This window comes from Allofrancisella heilbronnii, assembly GCF_000710735.2.
Classification (GTDB): domain Bacteria; phylum Pseudomonadota; class Gammaproteobacteria; order Francisellales; family Francisellaceae; genus Francisella; species Francisella frigidaquae.
On the sequence record NZ_CP144673.1, the window covers coordinates 146,159 to 162,319 of the forward strand.

Below are 16,161 nucleotides of genomic sequence, written 5' to 3' on the forward strand. Positions count from 1 at the left end.
AATTATCTCCTAATTTTTGCATGTTTATGCAGCTTTGATACTGGATTTTTGAGTTAAATATTTCTTTGGTACTCCAAATGTAGAAAAGATATTATTCGATGAAATTTTGTAAATCTCTTTCTGAAGTAATTTATTTGCTATTACAGCATTTCTATATGCTCCTAAGCCTAAATCAGGTGTTCCTACACCATGAGTGTGCATTTCAGCATTTTGCACGAAAATATTTAGATTTGTGTCTTGAGTTACTAACTTATAATCTCTAGTTATAAGTAGATTACCATTTTCGTCTTTGGTAATAAATTTCTCTATATTTGCAAGTGAGTGAGTAATATCTGATTTATAGCCAGTTGCTGCAATAACTCTGTCTGTCTTAATTAAGAACTCTTCATTTTGTTGATTATGATAAAAAAAGCAGTTAAGTTTATCGTTATTATAATCTGTATTACGTAACTCACTGTTTGAAATAAGTTCAGCATTATTTTTATTTTGAACTGTTTCTTGATAAAGAACCTCATAAATATTAGATATGGTTTCTGCACTAATCCCTTTATAGAGTAAATCTTGTTCCATTAAAAGCTTAGGTTTCTTAGTTTGTGGAAGGTTATAAAAATAATCAATATACTCAGGTGAGAAGTGCTCTAAACCAAGTTTGGAGTATTCCATAGGGAAAAATCCTTTACTTCTTGTTACCCAGCTAATTTGGGTAGAGTCATTTTTTGATTTCATTAAATCTAAGAATATCTCCCCAGCACTTTGCCCAGAACCTATTAACGTTATATGTTGACCTTTTAATGCTTGGGCTTTTATATCGAGATACTCACTACTGTGGTGTACATTTTCCGTGTCAGAAAGGTAAGATGGAAGGTGAGGTTTTGTCCCTAGACCTAATACAATATTTTTTGTTAGGTATTGTTGCTCTTTATTATTAATGTTTTTAACTGTGACAACCCAAGTTTCATCCCCTGAAATTCTTGTATGCTTTATATGTGTAACTTCATAACCAAATTTACATGATTGACAGTTCTCAGCCACCCACAAGCAATAATCATTATATTCTTGTCTAGTGATAAAGAAATTTTCTTTAAAGTAGAACTTATAAAGACGATTTTTTTGCTGTAAATAATTTAAAAAACTAAATTTATTAGTCGGGTCAGTCATAGTTACTAAATCTGCAAGAAATGGTACTTGTAATGTTGTCCAATCCATCATTAAACCTGGATGCCAGCTAAAGCTATCTTTTTTTTCAAAGAAAATACTATTTATAGGTTTATCATTTAATAAAGCAGATAGCCCTAAGTTAAATGGTCCTATCCCTATTCCAATAACATCATAAATTTTCATAGTTTTCCTTAAATGGGTTTTTTGTATCAACATAGATTGATTGTCTTTCTAATGGGGCCTGTAACTCATCAAGACCATTTAGTCTCGTAAGAAGGTTAGCTTTTAACGGTAGTTGATCTAGACTTAGAAGTTTTTTTATAAATTCATCGCAAATTTGATATTTATTAGGAAAGTTCTTAAAAAAGTCGATAGTCATTTTTACTAGATCTAGCTCACTAATAAAACCAGTATTGGCTATAGCTTCTATCACAGAAATTAGTTGATTAACTATAAAATAGTAACAAAAATGGTGGTCGATAAAGTCTTGTGAACCTTCACAGAGATCTTTAATATCACCAAAGTCAGCTTCTCTTAATCCTTCGTGGTCTTTTATGTAATAGTATCCTTGGCTATCGCGGTAAAAGCTTTCTACTGGTAAACCATCTTCTAATTTGATTAGTAAATTCTGCTGATGAGCTTCTAGAGCAATGCCATACTTTGAATATAACCAAAGTACAGGAGCTATAGCTACACAAAGGTATGTTTCAAACCAGCAAAGTGCTGCATCATGGGTGTTAGAATTATTATGAACACTAAAATATTGAATTAATGAGCTGATACGAGTTCTTTCGTTAAATGGGTTTGGTTCAGTCAAGCTAGCAATACACGCTATATCATCTTGTGGATTAAAATTAGCATTACGAATAATACATATACTAGGGTCAAAAATTTTGTTATTTATCTTTATCGCTGAATAAGCTGGGTCTGTAATTAGGTTAAAGTAAGGAAACAGATTGTCTAAAACAGGCTTAAGGTGGTTTGTATAGAGCTTATGTACAGATAAGCTTCTTTTACACTCTTTAGCAAGATTTACTCTTACAGAGTTTGTGATAGCAATATTTAGCGAAAATTTCAGCATAATATTAGCTTCTGGGGAATATACAGTTCTGACAGAAGTTGTTGGGTAAAACCAGGGTCCAGTAATACCTATATCAATAATTTTATTGTCTGATTTGTATTTTTGAATTTCGTTTTGTTTAGCTAGGTACGCAGCTTGCCATGGGTGGAGTATAAAAAGTTCATAATTCTCATTTATCTTTTTAGGCAGATCATTTTCTGCTAAAAAATTTAGAAATAGTTCATTTGTAGTTTTGTCAAGTAAAGATTGTGCTTCTAAAATGCTTTTATCAACATACATATAATAAAGTTGCAATTGTCCGTTTGTTTCGGGAGAGTATTTAATAAATTCAGCATCTGAGAAACCTTCTCTGCTTTTGGGATCGGGTTGTAATCTATGGCCTCTTAAAAGATTTTGCTCATTTGTAATAAAAGGATTTTTATAGCCAAAAACCTCATCTAGTTTGTGTTTTCTAATTTGTAATATCTTAGCTATATTTATTGCTGAATTTGATATTCTATTTATAATTTCATTATCATTAGTCTTATCGAGTTCTTTAGTAATTAAAAATACCGCCTCAAGAGGATCTAGCTCTGATTTTCTTTCATTCTTAATGATGTAGCAAGGTAGCTGCCATGTTGGTGATCTTAAAATCGGAGAGACTTTTACTGAAATCTCAAACTTGGATTTAATGGTATCTAGATCTATGCTAAAGCAGTAATTACCATTAGAGGTCTTATGTAATTTATAATTATCATATTCTCGATAATAGCAGTTAAGAAAATTTTTAAGGGTTATTTCATTGGCATATTTAATCATCATTATTTACTCCTATTTGATTTTTAAATAAATTGCCATATAGTTTTATTTGGTTAAGACACTCAGTTACTAATTCCAATGTAACCATAGGATTGACAAGGGTAATCTTTAAGTACGTATTCATATTTACTTTTGTTTGTGCAATCGCAAAGTTTCCACTATGAAAGATAGCCTTATGAATCTTGCTATTAATCGCATTTAGTATTTCTTGATTTAAATTTTCATCAAAATATCTAAAAACAATAGTGTTAAGGCTATTGTTAAGATGTTGAGTTTCATGAAAAGCTAATTGTAGATTTTTATCTTTGCTAAATGATTGGATGCTTTTAGTTGTTGTTTCAATAATATGATTAATCCATTCTGAAAATAATTTTGTTCCACTACATTTTAAGGCAATAGAGAGTTTAAGAGCATCAAACCTTCTAGTAGTTTGAATCGATTTATCTACTAGATTTATAGTGTCAAAGCCATCTTTATCTGGATTAAGGTAGTCAGCATGGTAGCTAAGAAGTTTTAATATTGATTTATCCTTACAAAAGAAAGCTCCACAGCTAATAGGCTGAAAGAAGAGTTTGTGAAAATCAACAGTTACTGAATCAACCAATTCTAAACCATCAAGTCGATATTTGTGCTTATCTGACAAGAGTAAAGCTCCTCCAACAGCAGCATCAGCATGAAGCCAGATATTATTATCTTTTGCAATTTCTGCTATCTCTTTAATATTATCAATACATCCAAAATCAGTATCTCCTACAGTAGTAACTATACATATTGGTATTAAGTTTTGGGCTTTAAGGTTACTTATCCTAACTACCAAGTCTTGCGTATCTAGTTGTAAATTATCATCTGTATTTACAATCTCAATAGAGTTTTTACCTAAGCCTAAAAGGGCTAGTGACTTATGCACGGAGAAGTGTGTTTTTTCTGTGCATAGAATGCGAAATTTGTTAGCAATATCTGGCAAACCTTTATCTGCTACTTTATGGTTGAGAGTACTTTTGCAGAAATGATCTCTAGCTAAAAGTAAACCCATTAAGTTCGATTGTGTTCCTCCACTAGTAAATACCCCATCAGATAAATTACTCTTTTTGTAGATTAATAAGCTTAACCAGTTAATAATGTGTTGCTCTATGTATGTGGCAATAGGGCTTTGATCCCAAGAATCCATAGATTGATTTAAAGCTGATATGAAGGTTTCAGCAACTAGTGATGGTACCATTACGGGGCAGTGTAGATGAGCCATCGACTTTGGAGAGTTTACGTTTAAAGAATGTTTAAAAATATCATTTAACTGTTCTTCAAGAATTATACTAATATCATTAGGGTTTTCATCTATATTAAATTGATTAGCTATTTTTTCTAAATCTTTTGCTGCTTTGGCACTAAAAATCTCATTATTTTTTAAATTATTGGAGATTATCTTCAAAGCTTTTTGCATGCTATAGGTATATGTGTCGATACTTTGAATCGAGTTGTTTAAAAAATATTTATCAAGTTCTAGGCTCATATATTTTCCTTAATCGAGCTTTCTAATATTTTAATTACTTGGTCAATTTGCTTTGTTTTTATGGTAAGAGGAGGTAGGAATCTAAGAGTTGCTCCAAAGCGTCCTCCTAATTCAATGATAAGGCCTTTATCGAAGCAGGTTTTTTTGATTTTTAAGGCTTTTTCTCCATCTGCAGGGTAACTTCCTATAATGTCTGGTTTAGATGTTGTATCTACAATTTCTACACCAATCATTAAGCCAGAACCTCGTACATCTCCGATGATGTTATATTTATTTTTTAATTCATTTAATTTATCAAGTAGGTATTTACCAGTTTCTTTTACATGTTCTAGAAATTCAGGTTTGTTAACTCTATTTAAAACAATGCTACCGGCAACCATGGCTAACACATTACCTCTAAAAGTTCCTGTATGGGCTCCAGGACTCCATGTGTCTAAGTATTCTTTGTAAAGAATTACAGATATTGGTAAGCCTCCTCCTAGAGCTTTTGATAAAACTATTACATCAGGCTCGATACCAGCTTTTTCAAAGGCATATAAATAGCCTGTTCTACCTATACCACATTGAACTTCATCAACAATTAGAGGAATATCTAGCTCTTTAGTAATTTCTCTAATAGCTTTTAACCATTTGGATGGCGCAGCTATAGCTCCACCTTCGCCTTGTACTGGTTCTAAAATAATTGCAGCTGGTTTTTTTATGCCACTTTCTGGATCTTTCAATAAACGTGAAATCATTTGGATATTTACATCAATGCTTTGTTCACCTTTTAATCCAAAAGGGCAGCGATAAGCATATGGATAAGGTAAAAAATGCACATACGGAGTTAGACCATTAATATGTTGTTTTGGGCCTAGGTTTCCCATTAAAGATAGTGTTCCTTGTGTCATACCATGATAAGCGCCATGAAAAGCTATTATGGTTTCTCTACCTGTTGCTGTTTTACATAGTTTAATAGCAGCTTCAACAGCATCAGCTCCACTGGGGCTGCAAAACTGTACTTTCCTATTTCCATGGTAAGATTTAGGTAATGTATTTAGGAGATCATTCATAAAGGTATGCTTTTCTTTAGTAAGTAAGTCTAAAGTGTGTATTGGCACTTTTTTACTTAAAGTCGAGGATAAGGCATCTGTAATTTCAGGATCATTATGCCCAAGAGCTATGGTGCCAGCTCCAGCTAAGCAATCAATATATACTTTTCCTTCAATATCTGTTAGATAGATCCCTTGGGCTTTTTCTATCACTAGAGGATTTTTTCTTGGGTAACTTCTAGCATTAGATTCCCAATTATCTTGATCTTTTAACATAGCTTGTTGTATGGAGGTATTCATTATTTCTTTTTTATACAATTAATATTGATAATCATTATCATTTATATTATATTCTAATGCAATACTTAATTAGTAAATATTTTTAACTTTTCATGACAAAACAATTTAGTGTGGCAAAATTTGGTGGAACTAGTGTAGGTAGTGTTTCAGCTATTCAAAAATGCATAGAAATAATTAATAACAACAAAAATATAAAAATTATCGTTGTAAGTGCTCAAGCTGGGGTAACTAATCTACTTGAAAAACTTATAGTGAGTAATGTAGATAGTTATAAAGGACTTTTCTTTGAGCTTTATCAAATTATAGATCCTATAGTTGAGTATGTGAGTAATAATGAAAGGTTCAACATAGATTTCCTATTCAAAGAACTTGAGATTTCTTGTCAGCAATTATACCAAGGTTACTCCTTAGATCGAAAACTGCATGCGCAAATATTATCTTTTGGTGAAAGAGTGTCGGCAAAGCTTTTTAATCAAGCTTTGAGAAAAAATGGTGTAAGATCTTTACATATTGATGCAAGAAAAATTATTAAAACAGATAGTGATTATACAAAGGCAAAACCGTTACTAAAAGATATCAGTGATCAGACTAAACTTTATATGCCAGATCATGAAGAAGTAGTGGTATTAGAAGGGTTTATTGGTTCTAATGAAAAAAATGAGACAACAGTTTTAGGTAGAGGAGGTAGTGATTATTCTGCAGCACTTATAGCCGAAGCTGTTAAAGCCGATTTGTTATATATTTGGACAGATGTTGTTGGAATCCATCAGGTAGATCCAAGGTTAATACCTAAATCAAAAGTTATAAGAAAGATAAATTTTGATGAGGCTATTGAATTAACAAATTTTGGGGCAAAGGTTCTGCACCCTGATACACTTTGGCCGGTGATGCGAAGTGGTACAAAAGTATTTGTAGGCTCCACTTTTTTCCCAGAAAGAGGAGGTACATATATTGATAATGAACCGAAAGGTAAAAAAAGTATAGTCAGAGCTATTACTGAGCGAAAAAGTCAATCTCTAATAAAAGTAAAATTTTCTAATAATGATGTTTCAAGTATAGTTTATAGTGTATTCTTGGTTTTAAAAAAATATAGTATCAGTCCGGATATAGTTAACCTAACAGAAACATCTCTTTCTTTTGTTATTCCCCAAATTAGAGAGCCTCTTGAGCAGCTAATAATCAAAGATTTAAATTTATTAGATGAAATAATTATAGAGATAGAGCGTAATCTTTCACTAACAGCTATTATAGGCAACAATTTGGATAAACTCCCAAAACTTCTAAATAAGGTCATAAAGGCTTCTAATGTTTCTAATATAAAGCTGTCTGGTTATGGAGCTAACGGTAGTAGTTTATATTTTTTAACAGATAGTGAGCGTGTTTTGGAAAGAGTGTATAAGGCGCTATTTTAGGGGGGGGGTCTAAGGATAAAGATTGTTGAAATCTAATTTCATATTTTAGAAAGCATACCCCTGTCAATAATTATCTAAGGTTATTATCTATGAATATTTGTTTCTCCCTAAAAAAATATAAAATAATTAAATAACCAAAAAGGGAGATAAAAAATGAATTTAATAACTCAATATAATGAGCATGATGAAATAATGAGCAAGTTCTGTTGGTTAGCTGCTGCTATAAATTTCTTAATAATAAAAAAAGGATTACATAAAAACTTAGTTTTAAATCAAATGAGAAATGCGATTAACAGTTCAAATTTTGTCTTCAAAGAAAAATTTTTAAAATATATCAAAGATGGTATATCTATGTCAGATAATAACTTTAAAACTGATTTTATAACACTATTAAACCAAACCTTTGGACTAAAGATAACTTTATTTGAGCCCAACAAAAAGTTTAATAAGATGGCTTTAAAAGAGAAAATAGCTTTTATAAAAGCTAATGAATTTATTTTACTAGGAAATAATAATCTAGGAGGAATGGTTAGTCGTTATCATGCTTTTCTTTTAATGAATGGTTATTTTTATGAGCAATATGATAGACCATTTATTACAAATGGTTTTGATGATTCTTCTAAAAACTACTCAAAATGCAGACATGGAGCTAACTTATGTTATGCAAGAGGAATATTGCATGAGGCTTTGGAAGGTGATATTTACGGTGATATTTATTTACTTCCTACCTCAAATTATAAAATCTTAACTCCATATTGGACAAGCTCGCATTATTATAGAAATGATTTTAGCTCTGATGATGAATTTGTATTGGTGACAACAGAAATGCTAGATTTTTTTAAATAAAGTTTAAAATGCTAGATTGTATTCTCAATGTTTATACTGATTCCGAAATGTACCTCATTAGGTGTTAAATAATTTAAACATTTTTTAGGTCTATTATTCAAGTCAATTTGTATTTTTCATATGTGAATGAAAAAGTTTTTGGGGCTATGGCTCTAAGTTTTGGTTGCATCATGTCTTCAGAAAAACCCTCATTAATACCTGCAGTGAAATATTGAAAATCAGATGCTATTTCATATAATTTCGAGTATTTTGATGTATCATTTCTATATAAACTTTCAGCTAAAAAGTATATCCCGATACCTGCGTTATAGATAGGCTTTTTTAACTCTTCTTCTTTTGATACCCTAAAATAAAATAAGATGTTATAAAAAGGCCAGAAATTATCACTATAACAAATTTTTGTATGTTTAAGACCATGAAAAGCCCTTCCTATGGTTGAAGATGTATCATTTTGTATCAGCCCACTAGAGTTTTCAATAACTAATTTATACTTATAACCCTGCTTTATATTACTTAAAAATAAAAGATTTTTCTGTATATTGGATATTACTTTCTTTAAAATTTCTTCTTTTGACATTTAAGATTTATCCTTTTTTAGAGTTGTCTAAGCTAGGTTGTTGAGGCATTTATGTATCCAAAATTTTGTTGTAAAATTATTTCCTCCGACAAGCTTTACATTTGACATATATATTAAGGTTGTGATCTATGATTTCCGCGTCTAGTGACTCAACTATTTGTTTTTGAAGCTTTTCAATTTCTTCACTATAAAACTCTTGTATCTTATTGCATTTGATACAGATTATATGGTCATGATGGTCACCTTGGTTTAGCTCATACATCACTTGCTCATTATCAAGCTTAAGTCGATTTATTATACCGGCTGATTCAAATTGTCCTAAAACTCTATACACTGTTGCAATACCAATGCTACTACCTTGAGATTTAAGTTTAGAAAACACATCATCAGGACTTAGATGTTTATCTTTATTTTTTTCAAATAATTTTAGTATTTCTAAGCGTGGCTGCGTGATTTTAAAGCCAAATTCTTTCAGGTCTAGATTTTTTGAGTTCATTTTTTCTCTTTGAAAACTAATTGTTAATAAATTTTGACATAATTGTAAGTGTTATTGCAAACATTTGCCTTTGCTAAGGTGATTTATTAGCTAGATTGTATTCTCAATGTTTATATTAATTCCGAAATGTACCTCATTAGGGGGTAAGTAATTTAAACATTTTTCAGGTCTATTGTTCAAGTTGATTTGTAACTTAGTAACTTCAGTTACTAAGATGTTGGGGTGATATATCGTCAAAATCGGCGCCTTTAGGAATAAATTGTGAGAGTGTAAACATAAAAGGTAGCTAGAGCAATTTGTTGGAATTTATCAAAAAAATCTTTTTGTTTTAGTAGGTTGAGCCAAAATTTTAAGGTTTTATTAACCATTCTCTCACTTTTAGAAACAACTTTTGTCCTTCTAGTCATCCTTGCTAGATTACGTCTAGTATAGCCGTTTTACAAGTAGTTAGTTATATGATAGCGGGCAATGCTGGCATCAAAGATCATACTAAGGTAGAGGAGCTGGTGCTAAATCTAGTATAATGAAAGATGTGTCTACTGGACAAAGCCAGATGGGGTATCATGCTTATGAAGGGCAGGAATTAATGCGCCAATGGGTAGCTATTAAAGCAGCTTCCAGACACTATAAAAAACTAAAAGGTTTAGCAAAAATTAACACGATTGTAGCCATATTTTGCTATATATTTTCACTTATATGTATCCAAGTTCAAGTAAATTTCTATATAATACCTACCTGAAAGAGTTAAATGGCTAGCCATTTTTAGTTACTTTTAGTTTATTTGATTTAGGAGACTATAGCTTTAAATGACTTATTATAATAATCTTCAAAAAAATATACTTAACATATCAGAAAACTGTGAATGGGGTAACTATTATGATGCTTTAGGTCTTCCAAGTGGATTGTGCTTTGGACTTTCTGCCATGTGGGGACAAGCCATCTTAGCTAATGATGTGGTTACATTCTATGAGAGATTACGAATACTTACAAGTAAAACTATGCCGCAAATGTCATTTAACGGTAAAGAATATAACAAGTTAACTGATCTTATTAATGATGTATGCTTATTTGAAAAAGAATTATCTAGGCACAAATCAGTTGGTCAGGCTAATTTATACCCGAATTTTGGAAATTCTAGGATTATATACGAACTCATCATATCAATAAGAGCATTTTTAGATGGATTATTAGCATACCATAAGCCTAGTAACACACTCTTAAATAATGATTATAAAATAGTAAACCAAAATGTATTAAAAACATCTCCGTATGTTGTAAATAGCGAATTAACGCATAGCTTTAGTAAAGTTTATAATAAAAGTCTTAATGTAACTTACACAGAAAACTCACCTTTGTTACAGGTATACAACCAACCATTCTATGGCAAGGTTTCAGATTACACTGACGTTTTTGAATCTTTAATCACTAAATGTGTAGAGTCTAAATTTCATTTTTACTTCTTCTTAAATAACATTAACCATGCTGTGGCAATAAGTCATGACGGTGCAAATCTGTTATTTTATGATGCTAATCTAATGCAACGTAATAGCTTTAAAGCTAGTACCATACTAAATGCAAATTACAAAAAATTAGCCGACGAAATATTTGATGCTTTTAGTTTTGGTTCAAATTACTTTCAAGCATTAGCTTTAAATATATCAATCTATATGAACCCGAAATGCCCGCAGAATTATAGTTCAGTTATTTATAGAAATGAATATGAAAGATTACAGCTTCAAAGTATAAAAAAGTATGCTTGTAATTTAATCTTAGATAATAAAAACAGTATATGCCATGGTCATAAGCTAGTAGAGAAACTTAAGAGCTTTACTAACGTAAGTGACATGTTGTCATATATTAAGAAAGAAAATCTTTTAGCGTTAGATGAACAAAAGCTAAATAATAACGATTATAATAATACCGCTAAAAAATTAGGTGAAAAGCCTGAGTATTACGATATAGCTCATGAAATTATAAAATATACCGAAAAAACCTTCAAAGAATACGTAGGTCTTGGGAGTTATAAACCATACCTTATTGAAACCATCACAAAAAATCCATCTTGGAAAGATAGTGAACTATTATATGTTGCCTGCCAAGGTGGTCATACAGACATAGTCAATTTATTATTACAAAATAATGCTAACCCAAACCAACTTACACCAGATGGATCATCGCCTTTACACGTTGCTTGCGAACAAGGATACACAGAGATAGTCAATTTATTATTACAAAATAATGCTAACCCGGCCAAGCTTAAAGCAGATAGTTCTTCACCTTTATACATTGCTTGTGAACAAGGATACATAGAGATAGTCAATTTATTATTACAAAATAATGCTAACCCGAACAAGTTTAAAGCAGATGGTTCTTCACCTTTATATATTGCTTGTGAACAAGGATATACAGAAATAGTCAATTTATTATTACAAAATAATGCTAACCCGGCCAAGCTTAAAGCAGATGGTTCTTCACCTTTATATATTGCTTGCCAAAATGGTCATGTAGAGATAGTCGAGTTACTACTGCAACATCCTAGACTAAAAAATCCCGTAGGAATGATTAGTCAATACTTCATTGGCGGGTGTGATAAATTTTCAAATAACAAGGTATTAGAAAGTTTAAAAAAATATTTCCCAATGTATAATATTAATACAGTATGGAATATGCCTATAGACAGTATTAAAACAGAACCTTTAACTCCTTTAATACAAGGATGCTATTTTATGAATAATAGAAGCATATCGTGGCTTTTAAATAATTATAGTTCTAGTTTAAGTAATTCTGTGAGGTTTAAAAACAGAGATGCTTTAGAGTGGTACCAAACCCATAAATTTAAAGAAGGATATGACAAAAATATAGAGCAGCAATTACAAAACCTAACACAAATCTAACCTTGAAATTAGTATTACAGCAATCAATCAATATATTTAGTACTAAGGCAAAGTTTTGGAGTAAATTTTAAACCTTTCTCATTAAACAAATACTGTATTAGTTAGTAACTGGAGTTAAATGTGGAATTAGAATTAAATGCTAAAATATTGGAAGCATTAGCTAAAGGAGAAACTATATGCTGGAATACTCCAGAGCTTGGGGTTACTCTTAAAACTATGGCCTCACTTCCAAAATTACTGGGGCGCTCTGATTGTGAAGCTGGTATTTTCTATGCTAAACCATCTATAAATCCCGAGCTTGTCAATAATATTGGTAACCACGTATCAATTTTTAATGGTAAATACCCGCCAGCATTTCGTCCTGATTCTTTAACTAGAAAGATGCTTATTCCCACTATGGGACTGAAAGTTCAAAGTAATAAAGATGCAGATAAAAATCAAAATCTAGGTGCAACCATAAATACATCAGGATTTTTAAGCAATCATTTTTGGAGCCGTCAAATTATTGCTCATTCACATCCATCATACGATGAAACTAGAAATCTTGCTTTTGCAAATCATAAAAAAGATAGATCTGAGTTGAGGTTTGATATAAAGGTTCAAGGGCCTGAATTTGGGCTTGTTCGCCGTAATTCTGGAACTACTTTACTATTTAATAAGGAGGGAGCTTGGAATAAGGTTAGGGAAGATAATTACTGGGAAAATAGTTTAAATTTGGATAAAAAATTTTCATATCTTAAAACTCATCGACAAGTTGATACTGAACATAAAGAATACATAAATCATAAGGTAAATATAGAAAAAGAAGCTCAACTAAGGAATGTCACTCAGCGCGATCTTGAGTTATTGTATTGGCGATTATGTAATGAGGAAATTACTATAGAACTTTGCGAAAAATTAATAGATTTTCCAATCTATAATCTGTCCTGCGAAACTGCTTATAATAACTATAAAAGTATTATAAAACCTATTAGCGATTTTCATACAAATATGTTTGATTTATTATGAGATTCACCGACTTAATTTCAGCTTTATCTTAAATAATATACCCCAAAATGTTTAAATTATTTAACTCTTAATCGGGTATATTTCGAAATCAATATTACATTGAGAGTACAATCTAAGATAAAGCAAATGGTATAACGTAATTGTTATTAGACTTCTCATTGATTGATGTTTATATTCCCCTTTATCCAGCTGCTGTTATTTTGTACTTAATTTCCAATTGTGGTATTATATTGGGATTAATCTATTTATGAAAATTCTTTCTATGACTACAAATGTTTACTTAGAATTTGCTCCGATATTAATATTTTTGATTATAGCCTTTGCTGTAGGTGCTGCTTTTGCGATAGCTGGTAAGGTTATCTCTATTATTGTGGGTGCAAATAATCCAAGTAAGAGTAAAAATGAGACGTTTGAGTGTGGCTTTCCAACTTTTGGGGATGCTAGAGAAAAGCTAGACGTCCGATTTTACTTGGTTGCAGTATTATTTTTGGTTTTTGATTTGGAGTTAGCTTTTATTATTCCGTGGGGAATAAACCTAAGAGCAACAGCTATAGCACCAGCAATATCTAACCATGCATTTTTTGCAATGATTATATTTTTAGTAGTGCTATTTTTAGGCTTGATTTATGGTTGGAAGAAAGGGGCTTTAGAATGGGAATAAGTAACGAAAATAAAGGTTTTATTACCGCTAGTGCAGATGCTCTTATAAATTGGGTGCGTACAGGTTCTATGTGGCCAGTAACTACAGGTCTGGCTTGTTGTGCGGTAGAGATGATGCACGCTGGTGCTGCTAGATATGACTTAGATAGATTTGGGGTTGTTTTTAGACCATCGCCAAGGCAATCAGATGTTCTTATAGTGGCTGGTACCCTCTGTAATAAGATGGCTCCGGCACTAAGACAAGTTTATGACCAGATGCCAGACCCTAAGTGGGTAATATCTATGGGTTCTTGTGCAAATGGTGGTGGCTACTACCACTACTCATATTCTGTTGTTAGGGGATGTGATAGGATTGTACCAGTTGATATTTATGTTCCAGGTTGCCCGCCTACTGCTGAAGCTTTAGTTTATGGGATTATTCAGTTACAGAATAAAATTATTAGAACAAATACTATAGCGAGGAAATAGGTGTGAGTATTTCTTTACATCCTCATTTAGAGAATATTAAAAAGGTTCTAGAAGGATTTGATGCTTATTGTTGTATTGCTTACAAAGAAATAAATGTAGCTATAAAACATCAAAAAGATATATATCAAGTATTGCAAGTACTAAAAAAAGAGTACGCTTTCGAGCAGTTAAGCGACATAACCGCTGTGGATTATCTGACATATGGTCAAACTGATTGGCAGGTTGGAAAAGAAGTTTCTCAAACAGGGTTTTCTCGTGGCCGCCAACAGGAATTTGTGGAAAGTGGTTTTGATAACAGGTTTGAAGTTATTTACCAGCTTTTGAGTATGACAAATAATGTGCGTGTTAGAGTTAAATGTAAACTAAAAGATGCGCAAATTATCATTGTGGATTCTGTGAATGATTTATGGCCTTCAGCAAACTGGGCTGAAAGAGAAGTTTACGACATGTTTGGTATTTACTTTAATAACCACCCAGATCTAAGACGAGTGCTTACTGATTATGGTTTTGTGGGGCATCCATTAAGAAAAGACTTTCCACAAACTGGTTACGTTGAAATGCGATATGATGAAAACCTTGGTAAAGTGGTTTATGAACCTGTAGAGATTGACGATAGGGTTAATACTCCTAGAGTCATTCGTGACAAATAATTTATGGATTCGTGATAATGGCAGAATATAAAAACTATACGTTAAATTTCGGACCTGTTCACCCTGCAGCACATGGTGTATTAAGACTTATATTAGAACTTGATGGTGAAACTGTAGTTAGAGCTGACCCACATGTGGGGCTATTACATAGAGGTACGGAAAAACTAGCCGAATTTAAACCATATAACCACAGTATAGGCTATATGGATAGGTTAGATTATGTATCGATGATGTGTAATGAGCATGCTTATGTCATGGCTATAGAAAAATTACTTACTTTAGAAATTCCAGAAAGAGCAAAGTATATCAGAGTAATGTTTGCTGAAATGACAAGAATTTTAAATCATCTTTTATGGGTTGCTGCCTGTGGAATTGATTTAGGAGCAATGACAGTATTTCTGTATGCTTTTAGAGTCAGAGAGGATCTTTTTGACTGTTATGAGGCAGTTTCAGGTGCTAGAATGCACGCAACTTATTTTAGGCCTGGTGGGGTAGCAAGAGATTTACCTAACCAAATGCCACAGTATAAAAAAAGTCGATTCTCTAGCAAAAGAAAAACTAAAAAAATGAACAAGCCAAGACAAGGAAGCATGCTAGATTTTCTAGACTACTTTGTTGTGGATTTTGAGAAATCTCTTGATGAAATTGATACTTTACTTACTGATAATAGGCTTTGGAAGCAAAGAACCGTTGATATAGGTGTTGTAACTGCAGACAGAGCAAAAGCTCTTGGGTTTACAGGACCGATGCTAAGAGGTAGTGGTGTGGCTTGGGACCTTAGAAAATCGCAACCATATGAAGTTTACGATCAGCTTGATTTTGATATTCCTATAGGAAAAAATGGTGACTGCTACGACAGGTATCTAGTCAGAATGGCAGAGATGCGAGAGTCTAACAAAATTATAAAACAGTGTATAGATTGGTTAAGAGCTAATTCAGGTCCAGTTTTATCCGACAATCATAAGATTGCTCCCCCAAGCAGAAACGCTATGAAAAATGGTATGGAAGAGTTAATCCATCATTTTAAGCTTTTTTCTGAAGGTTACTGTACTCCGGAGGGTGAGGTATATGTTGGAACTGAGCATCCAAAAGGTGAATTTGGCGTATATATTAAATCAGATGGTGCAAATAAGCCATACAGACTAAAGATGAGAGCACCTGGTTTTGCTCATATTAGTGCTATGGATGAAATGTTGTCTGGGCATATGTTAGCTGATACTCCAGCTATCATTTCGACAATAGATGTTGTGTTTGGTGATGTAGATAGGTAGAAAA

15 protein-coding genes and 2 pseudogenes are annotated in these 16,161 nt (G+C 32.1%); 9 read left to right on the forward strand and 8 right to left on the reverse strand.

Annotated elements, in window-relative coordinates; translation table 11 throughout:
- Positions 1 to 24 precede the first annotated feature (24 nt).
- From FRA_RS00630 to FRA_RS00645, 4 genes are read right to left on the reverse strand one after another with little or no spacing between them, the layout of a single operon-like run.
- On the reverse strand, positions 25 to 1,341 hold the full coding sequence (locus FRA_RS00630; RefSeq protein ID WP_035720761.1) for a lysine N(6)-hydroxylase/L-ornithine N(5)-oxygenase family protein: 1,317 nt from the start codon (positions 1,339 to 1,341) through the stop codon (positions 25 to 27).
- Entirely contained in the window at positions 1,328 to 3,040 is a 1,713-nt protein-coding gene (locus FRA_RS00635; RefSeq protein ID WP_321174130.1) for an IucA/IucC family protein, read from the reverse strand. Before FRA_RS00635 ends, FRA_RS00630 begins: the two co-directional genes overlap by 14 nt.
- Positions 3,030 to 4,544 (reverse strand): pyridoxal phosphate-dependent decarboxylase family protein, encoded by a 1,515-nt coding sequence (locus FRA_RS00640; protein ID WP_035720764.1) that lies wholly within the window; start codon positions 4,542 to 4,544, stop codon positions 3,030 to 3,032. Before FRA_RS00640 ends, FRA_RS00635 begins: the two co-directional genes overlap by 11 nt.
- Positions 4,541 to 5,875 carry a diaminobutyrate--2-oxoglutarate transaminase family protein gene (locus tag FRA_RS00645; protein WP_035720767.1) on the reverse strand — a complete coding sequence of 445 codons (1,335 nt, stop codon included), beginning with the start codon at positions 5,873 to 5,875 and terminating at the stop codon, positions 4,541 to 4,543. Before FRA_RS00645 ends, FRA_RS00640 begins: the two co-directional genes overlap by 4 nt.
- Positions 5,876 to 5,967: 92 nt before the next feature.
- Between FRA_RS00645 and FRA_RS00650 the strand changes: the two genes are divergently transcribed.
- Together FRA_RS00650 and FRA_RS00655 are read left to right on the forward strand one after the other, a co-directional pair.
- A complete protein-coding gene (locus tag FRA_RS00650) occupies positions 5,968 to 7,287 on the forward strand; it encodes an aspartate kinase (RefSeq protein ID WP_035720770.1) in 1,320 nt (439 codons plus the stop codon).
- A gap of 153 nt (positions 7,288 to 7,440) precedes the next feature.
- Positions 7,441 to 8,133, forward strand: coding sequence for a hypothetical protein (locus tag FRA_RS00655; RefSeq protein ID WP_035720773.1), 693 nt, complete (start codon positions 7,441 to 7,443; stop codon positions 8,131 to 8,133).
- 11 nt (positions 8,134 to 8,144) lie between these two features.
- On the opposite strand, the pseudogene FRA_RS00660 reads toward FRA_RS00655, so the two are convergent.
- From FRA_RS00660 to FRA_RS00675, 4 genes and pseudogenes are all read right to left on the reverse strand, one after another.
- Positions 8,145 to 8,249: pseudogene (locus FRA_RS00660) on the reverse strand (IS30 family transposase); the annotation flags it as partial.
- Positions 8,231 to 8,710: a hypothetical protein gene (locus FRA_RS00665; protein ID WP_035720776.1), complete on the reverse strand. Its 480-nt coding sequence runs from the start codon at positions 8,708 to 8,710 to the stop codon at positions 8,231 to 8,233. The pseudogene FRA_RS00660 and the gene FRA_RS00665, both read right to left, overlap by 19 nt.
- Before the next feature lie 76 nt (positions 8,711 to 8,786).
- On the reverse strand, positions 8,787 to 9,206 hold the full coding sequence (locus FRA_RS00670) for a Fur family transcriptional regulator (RefSeq protein WP_035720779.1): 420 nt from the start codon (positions 9,204 to 9,206) through the stop codon (positions 8,787 to 8,789).
- A gap of 90 nt (positions 9,207 to 9,296) precedes the next feature.
- Positions 9,297 to 9,468 (reverse strand): annotated as a pseudogene (locus FRA_RS00675) (IS30 family transposase); the annotation flags it as partial.
- A gap of 261 nt (positions 9,469 to 9,729) precedes the next feature.
- Between FRA_RS00675 and FRA_RS00680 the strand changes: the two are divergent.
- The 7 genes from FRA_RS00680 (at position 9,730) to FRA_RS00710 (ending at position 16,157) form a co-directional block, all read left to right on the forward strand.
- Positions 9,730 to 9,945 carry a hypothetical protein gene (locus tag FRA_RS00680; protein WP_035720782.1) on the forward strand — a complete coding sequence of 72 codons (216 nt, stop codon included), beginning with the start codon at positions 9,730 to 9,732 and terminating at the stop codon, positions 9,943 to 9,945.
- 67 nt (positions 9,946 to 10,012) lie between these two features.
- On the forward strand, positions 10,013 to 12,100 hold the full coding sequence (locus FRA_RS00685; protein WP_035720785.1) for an ankyrin repeat domain-containing protein: 2,088 nt from the start codon (positions 10,013 to 10,015) through the stop codon (positions 12,098 to 12,100).
- A gap of 120 nt (positions 12,101 to 12,220) precedes the next feature.
- Complete coding sequence (locus tag FRA_RS00690) at positions 12,221 to 13,108, forward strand: hypothetical protein (RefSeq protein WP_035720788.1); 888 nt, start codon at positions 12,221 to 12,223, stop codon at positions 13,106 to 13,108.
- A gap of 262 nt (positions 13,109 to 13,370) precedes the next feature.
- Complete coding sequence (gene ndhC / locus FRA_RS00695) at positions 13,371 to 13,769, forward strand: NADH-quinone oxidoreductase subunit A (protein ID WP_035720999.1); 399 nt, start codon at positions 13,371 to 13,373, stop codon at positions 13,767 to 13,769.
- Entirely contained in the window at positions 13,760 to 14,236 is a 477-nt protein-coding gene (locus FRA_RS00700; protein ID WP_035720791.1) for a NuoB/complex I 20 kDa subunit family protein, read from the forward strand. Before ndhC ends, FRA_RS00700 begins: the two co-directional genes overlap by 10 nt.
- The gene (locus FRA_RS00705; protein WP_459382050.1) at positions 14,233 to 14,886 is read left to right on the forward strand and encodes an NADH-quinone oxidoreductase subunit C; all 654 of its coding nucleotides are present in this window, start codon (positions 14,233 to 14,235) and stop codon (positions 14,884 to 14,886) included. Before FRA_RS00700 ends, FRA_RS00705 begins: the two co-directional genes overlap by 4 nt.
- Positions 14,887 to 14,903: 17 nt before the next feature.
- Entirely contained in the window at positions 14,904 to 16,157 is a 1,254-nt protein-coding gene (locus tag FRA_RS00710; protein WP_035720795.1) for an NADH-quinone oxidoreductase subunit D, read from the forward strand.
- Positions 16,158 to 16,161: the final 4 nt, after the last annotated feature.

Excerpts from the sequence above, each read along its gene's own strand:
- FRA_RS00680 (WP_035720782.1), top strand. The coding sequence starts at position 9,730 with ATGAAAGATGTGTCTACTGGACAAAGCCAGATGGGGTATCATGCTTAT.
- FRA_RS00685 (WP_035720785.1), top strand. The coding sequence starts at position 10,013 with ATGACTTATTATAATAATCTTCAAAAAAATATACTTAACATATCAGAA.
- FRA_RS00670 (WP_035720779.1), bottom strand. The coding sequence starts at position 9,206 with ATGAACTCAAAAAATCTAGACCTGAAAGAATTTGGCTTTAAAATCACG.
- ndhC (WP_035720999.1), top strand. The coding sequence starts at position 13,371 with ATGACTACAAATGTTTACTTAGAATTTGCTCCGATATTAATATTTTTG.
- FRA_RS00700 (WP_035720791.1), top strand. The coding sequence starts at position 13,760 with ATGGGAATAAGTAACGAAAATAAAGGTTTTATTACCGCTAGTGCAGAT.
- FRA_RS00710 (WP_035720795.1), top strand. The coding sequence starts at position 14,904 with ATGGCAGAATATAAAAACTATACGTTAAATTTCGGACCTGTTCACCCT.
- FRA_RS00630 (WP_035720761.1), bottom strand. The coding sequence starts at position 1,341 with ATGAAAATTTATGATGTTATTGGAATAGGGATAGGACCATTTAACTTA.
- FRA_RS00640 (WP_035720764.1), bottom strand. The coding sequence starts at position 4,544 with ATGAGCCTAGAACTTGATAAATATTTTTTAAACAACTCGATTCAAAGT.
- FRA_RS00650 (WP_035720770.1), top strand. The coding sequence starts at position 5,968 with ATGACAAAACAATTTAGTGTGGCAAAATTTGGTGGAACTAGTGTAGGT.
- FRA_RS00655 (WP_035720773.1), top strand. The coding sequence starts at position 7,441 with ATGAATTTAATAACTCAATATAATGAGCATGATGAAATAATGAGCAAG.
- FRA_RS00645 (WP_035720767.1), bottom strand. The coding sequence starts at position 5,875 with ATGAATACCTCCATACAACAAGCTATGTTAAAAGATCAAGATAATTGG.
- FRA_RS00635 (WP_321174130.1), bottom strand. The coding sequence starts at position 3,040 with ATGATGATTAAATATGCCAATGAAATAACCCTTAAAAATTTTCTTAAC.
- FRA_RS00665 (WP_035720776.1), bottom strand. The coding sequence starts at position 8,710 with ATGTCAAAAGAAGAAATTTTAAAGAAAGTAATATCCAATATACAGAAA.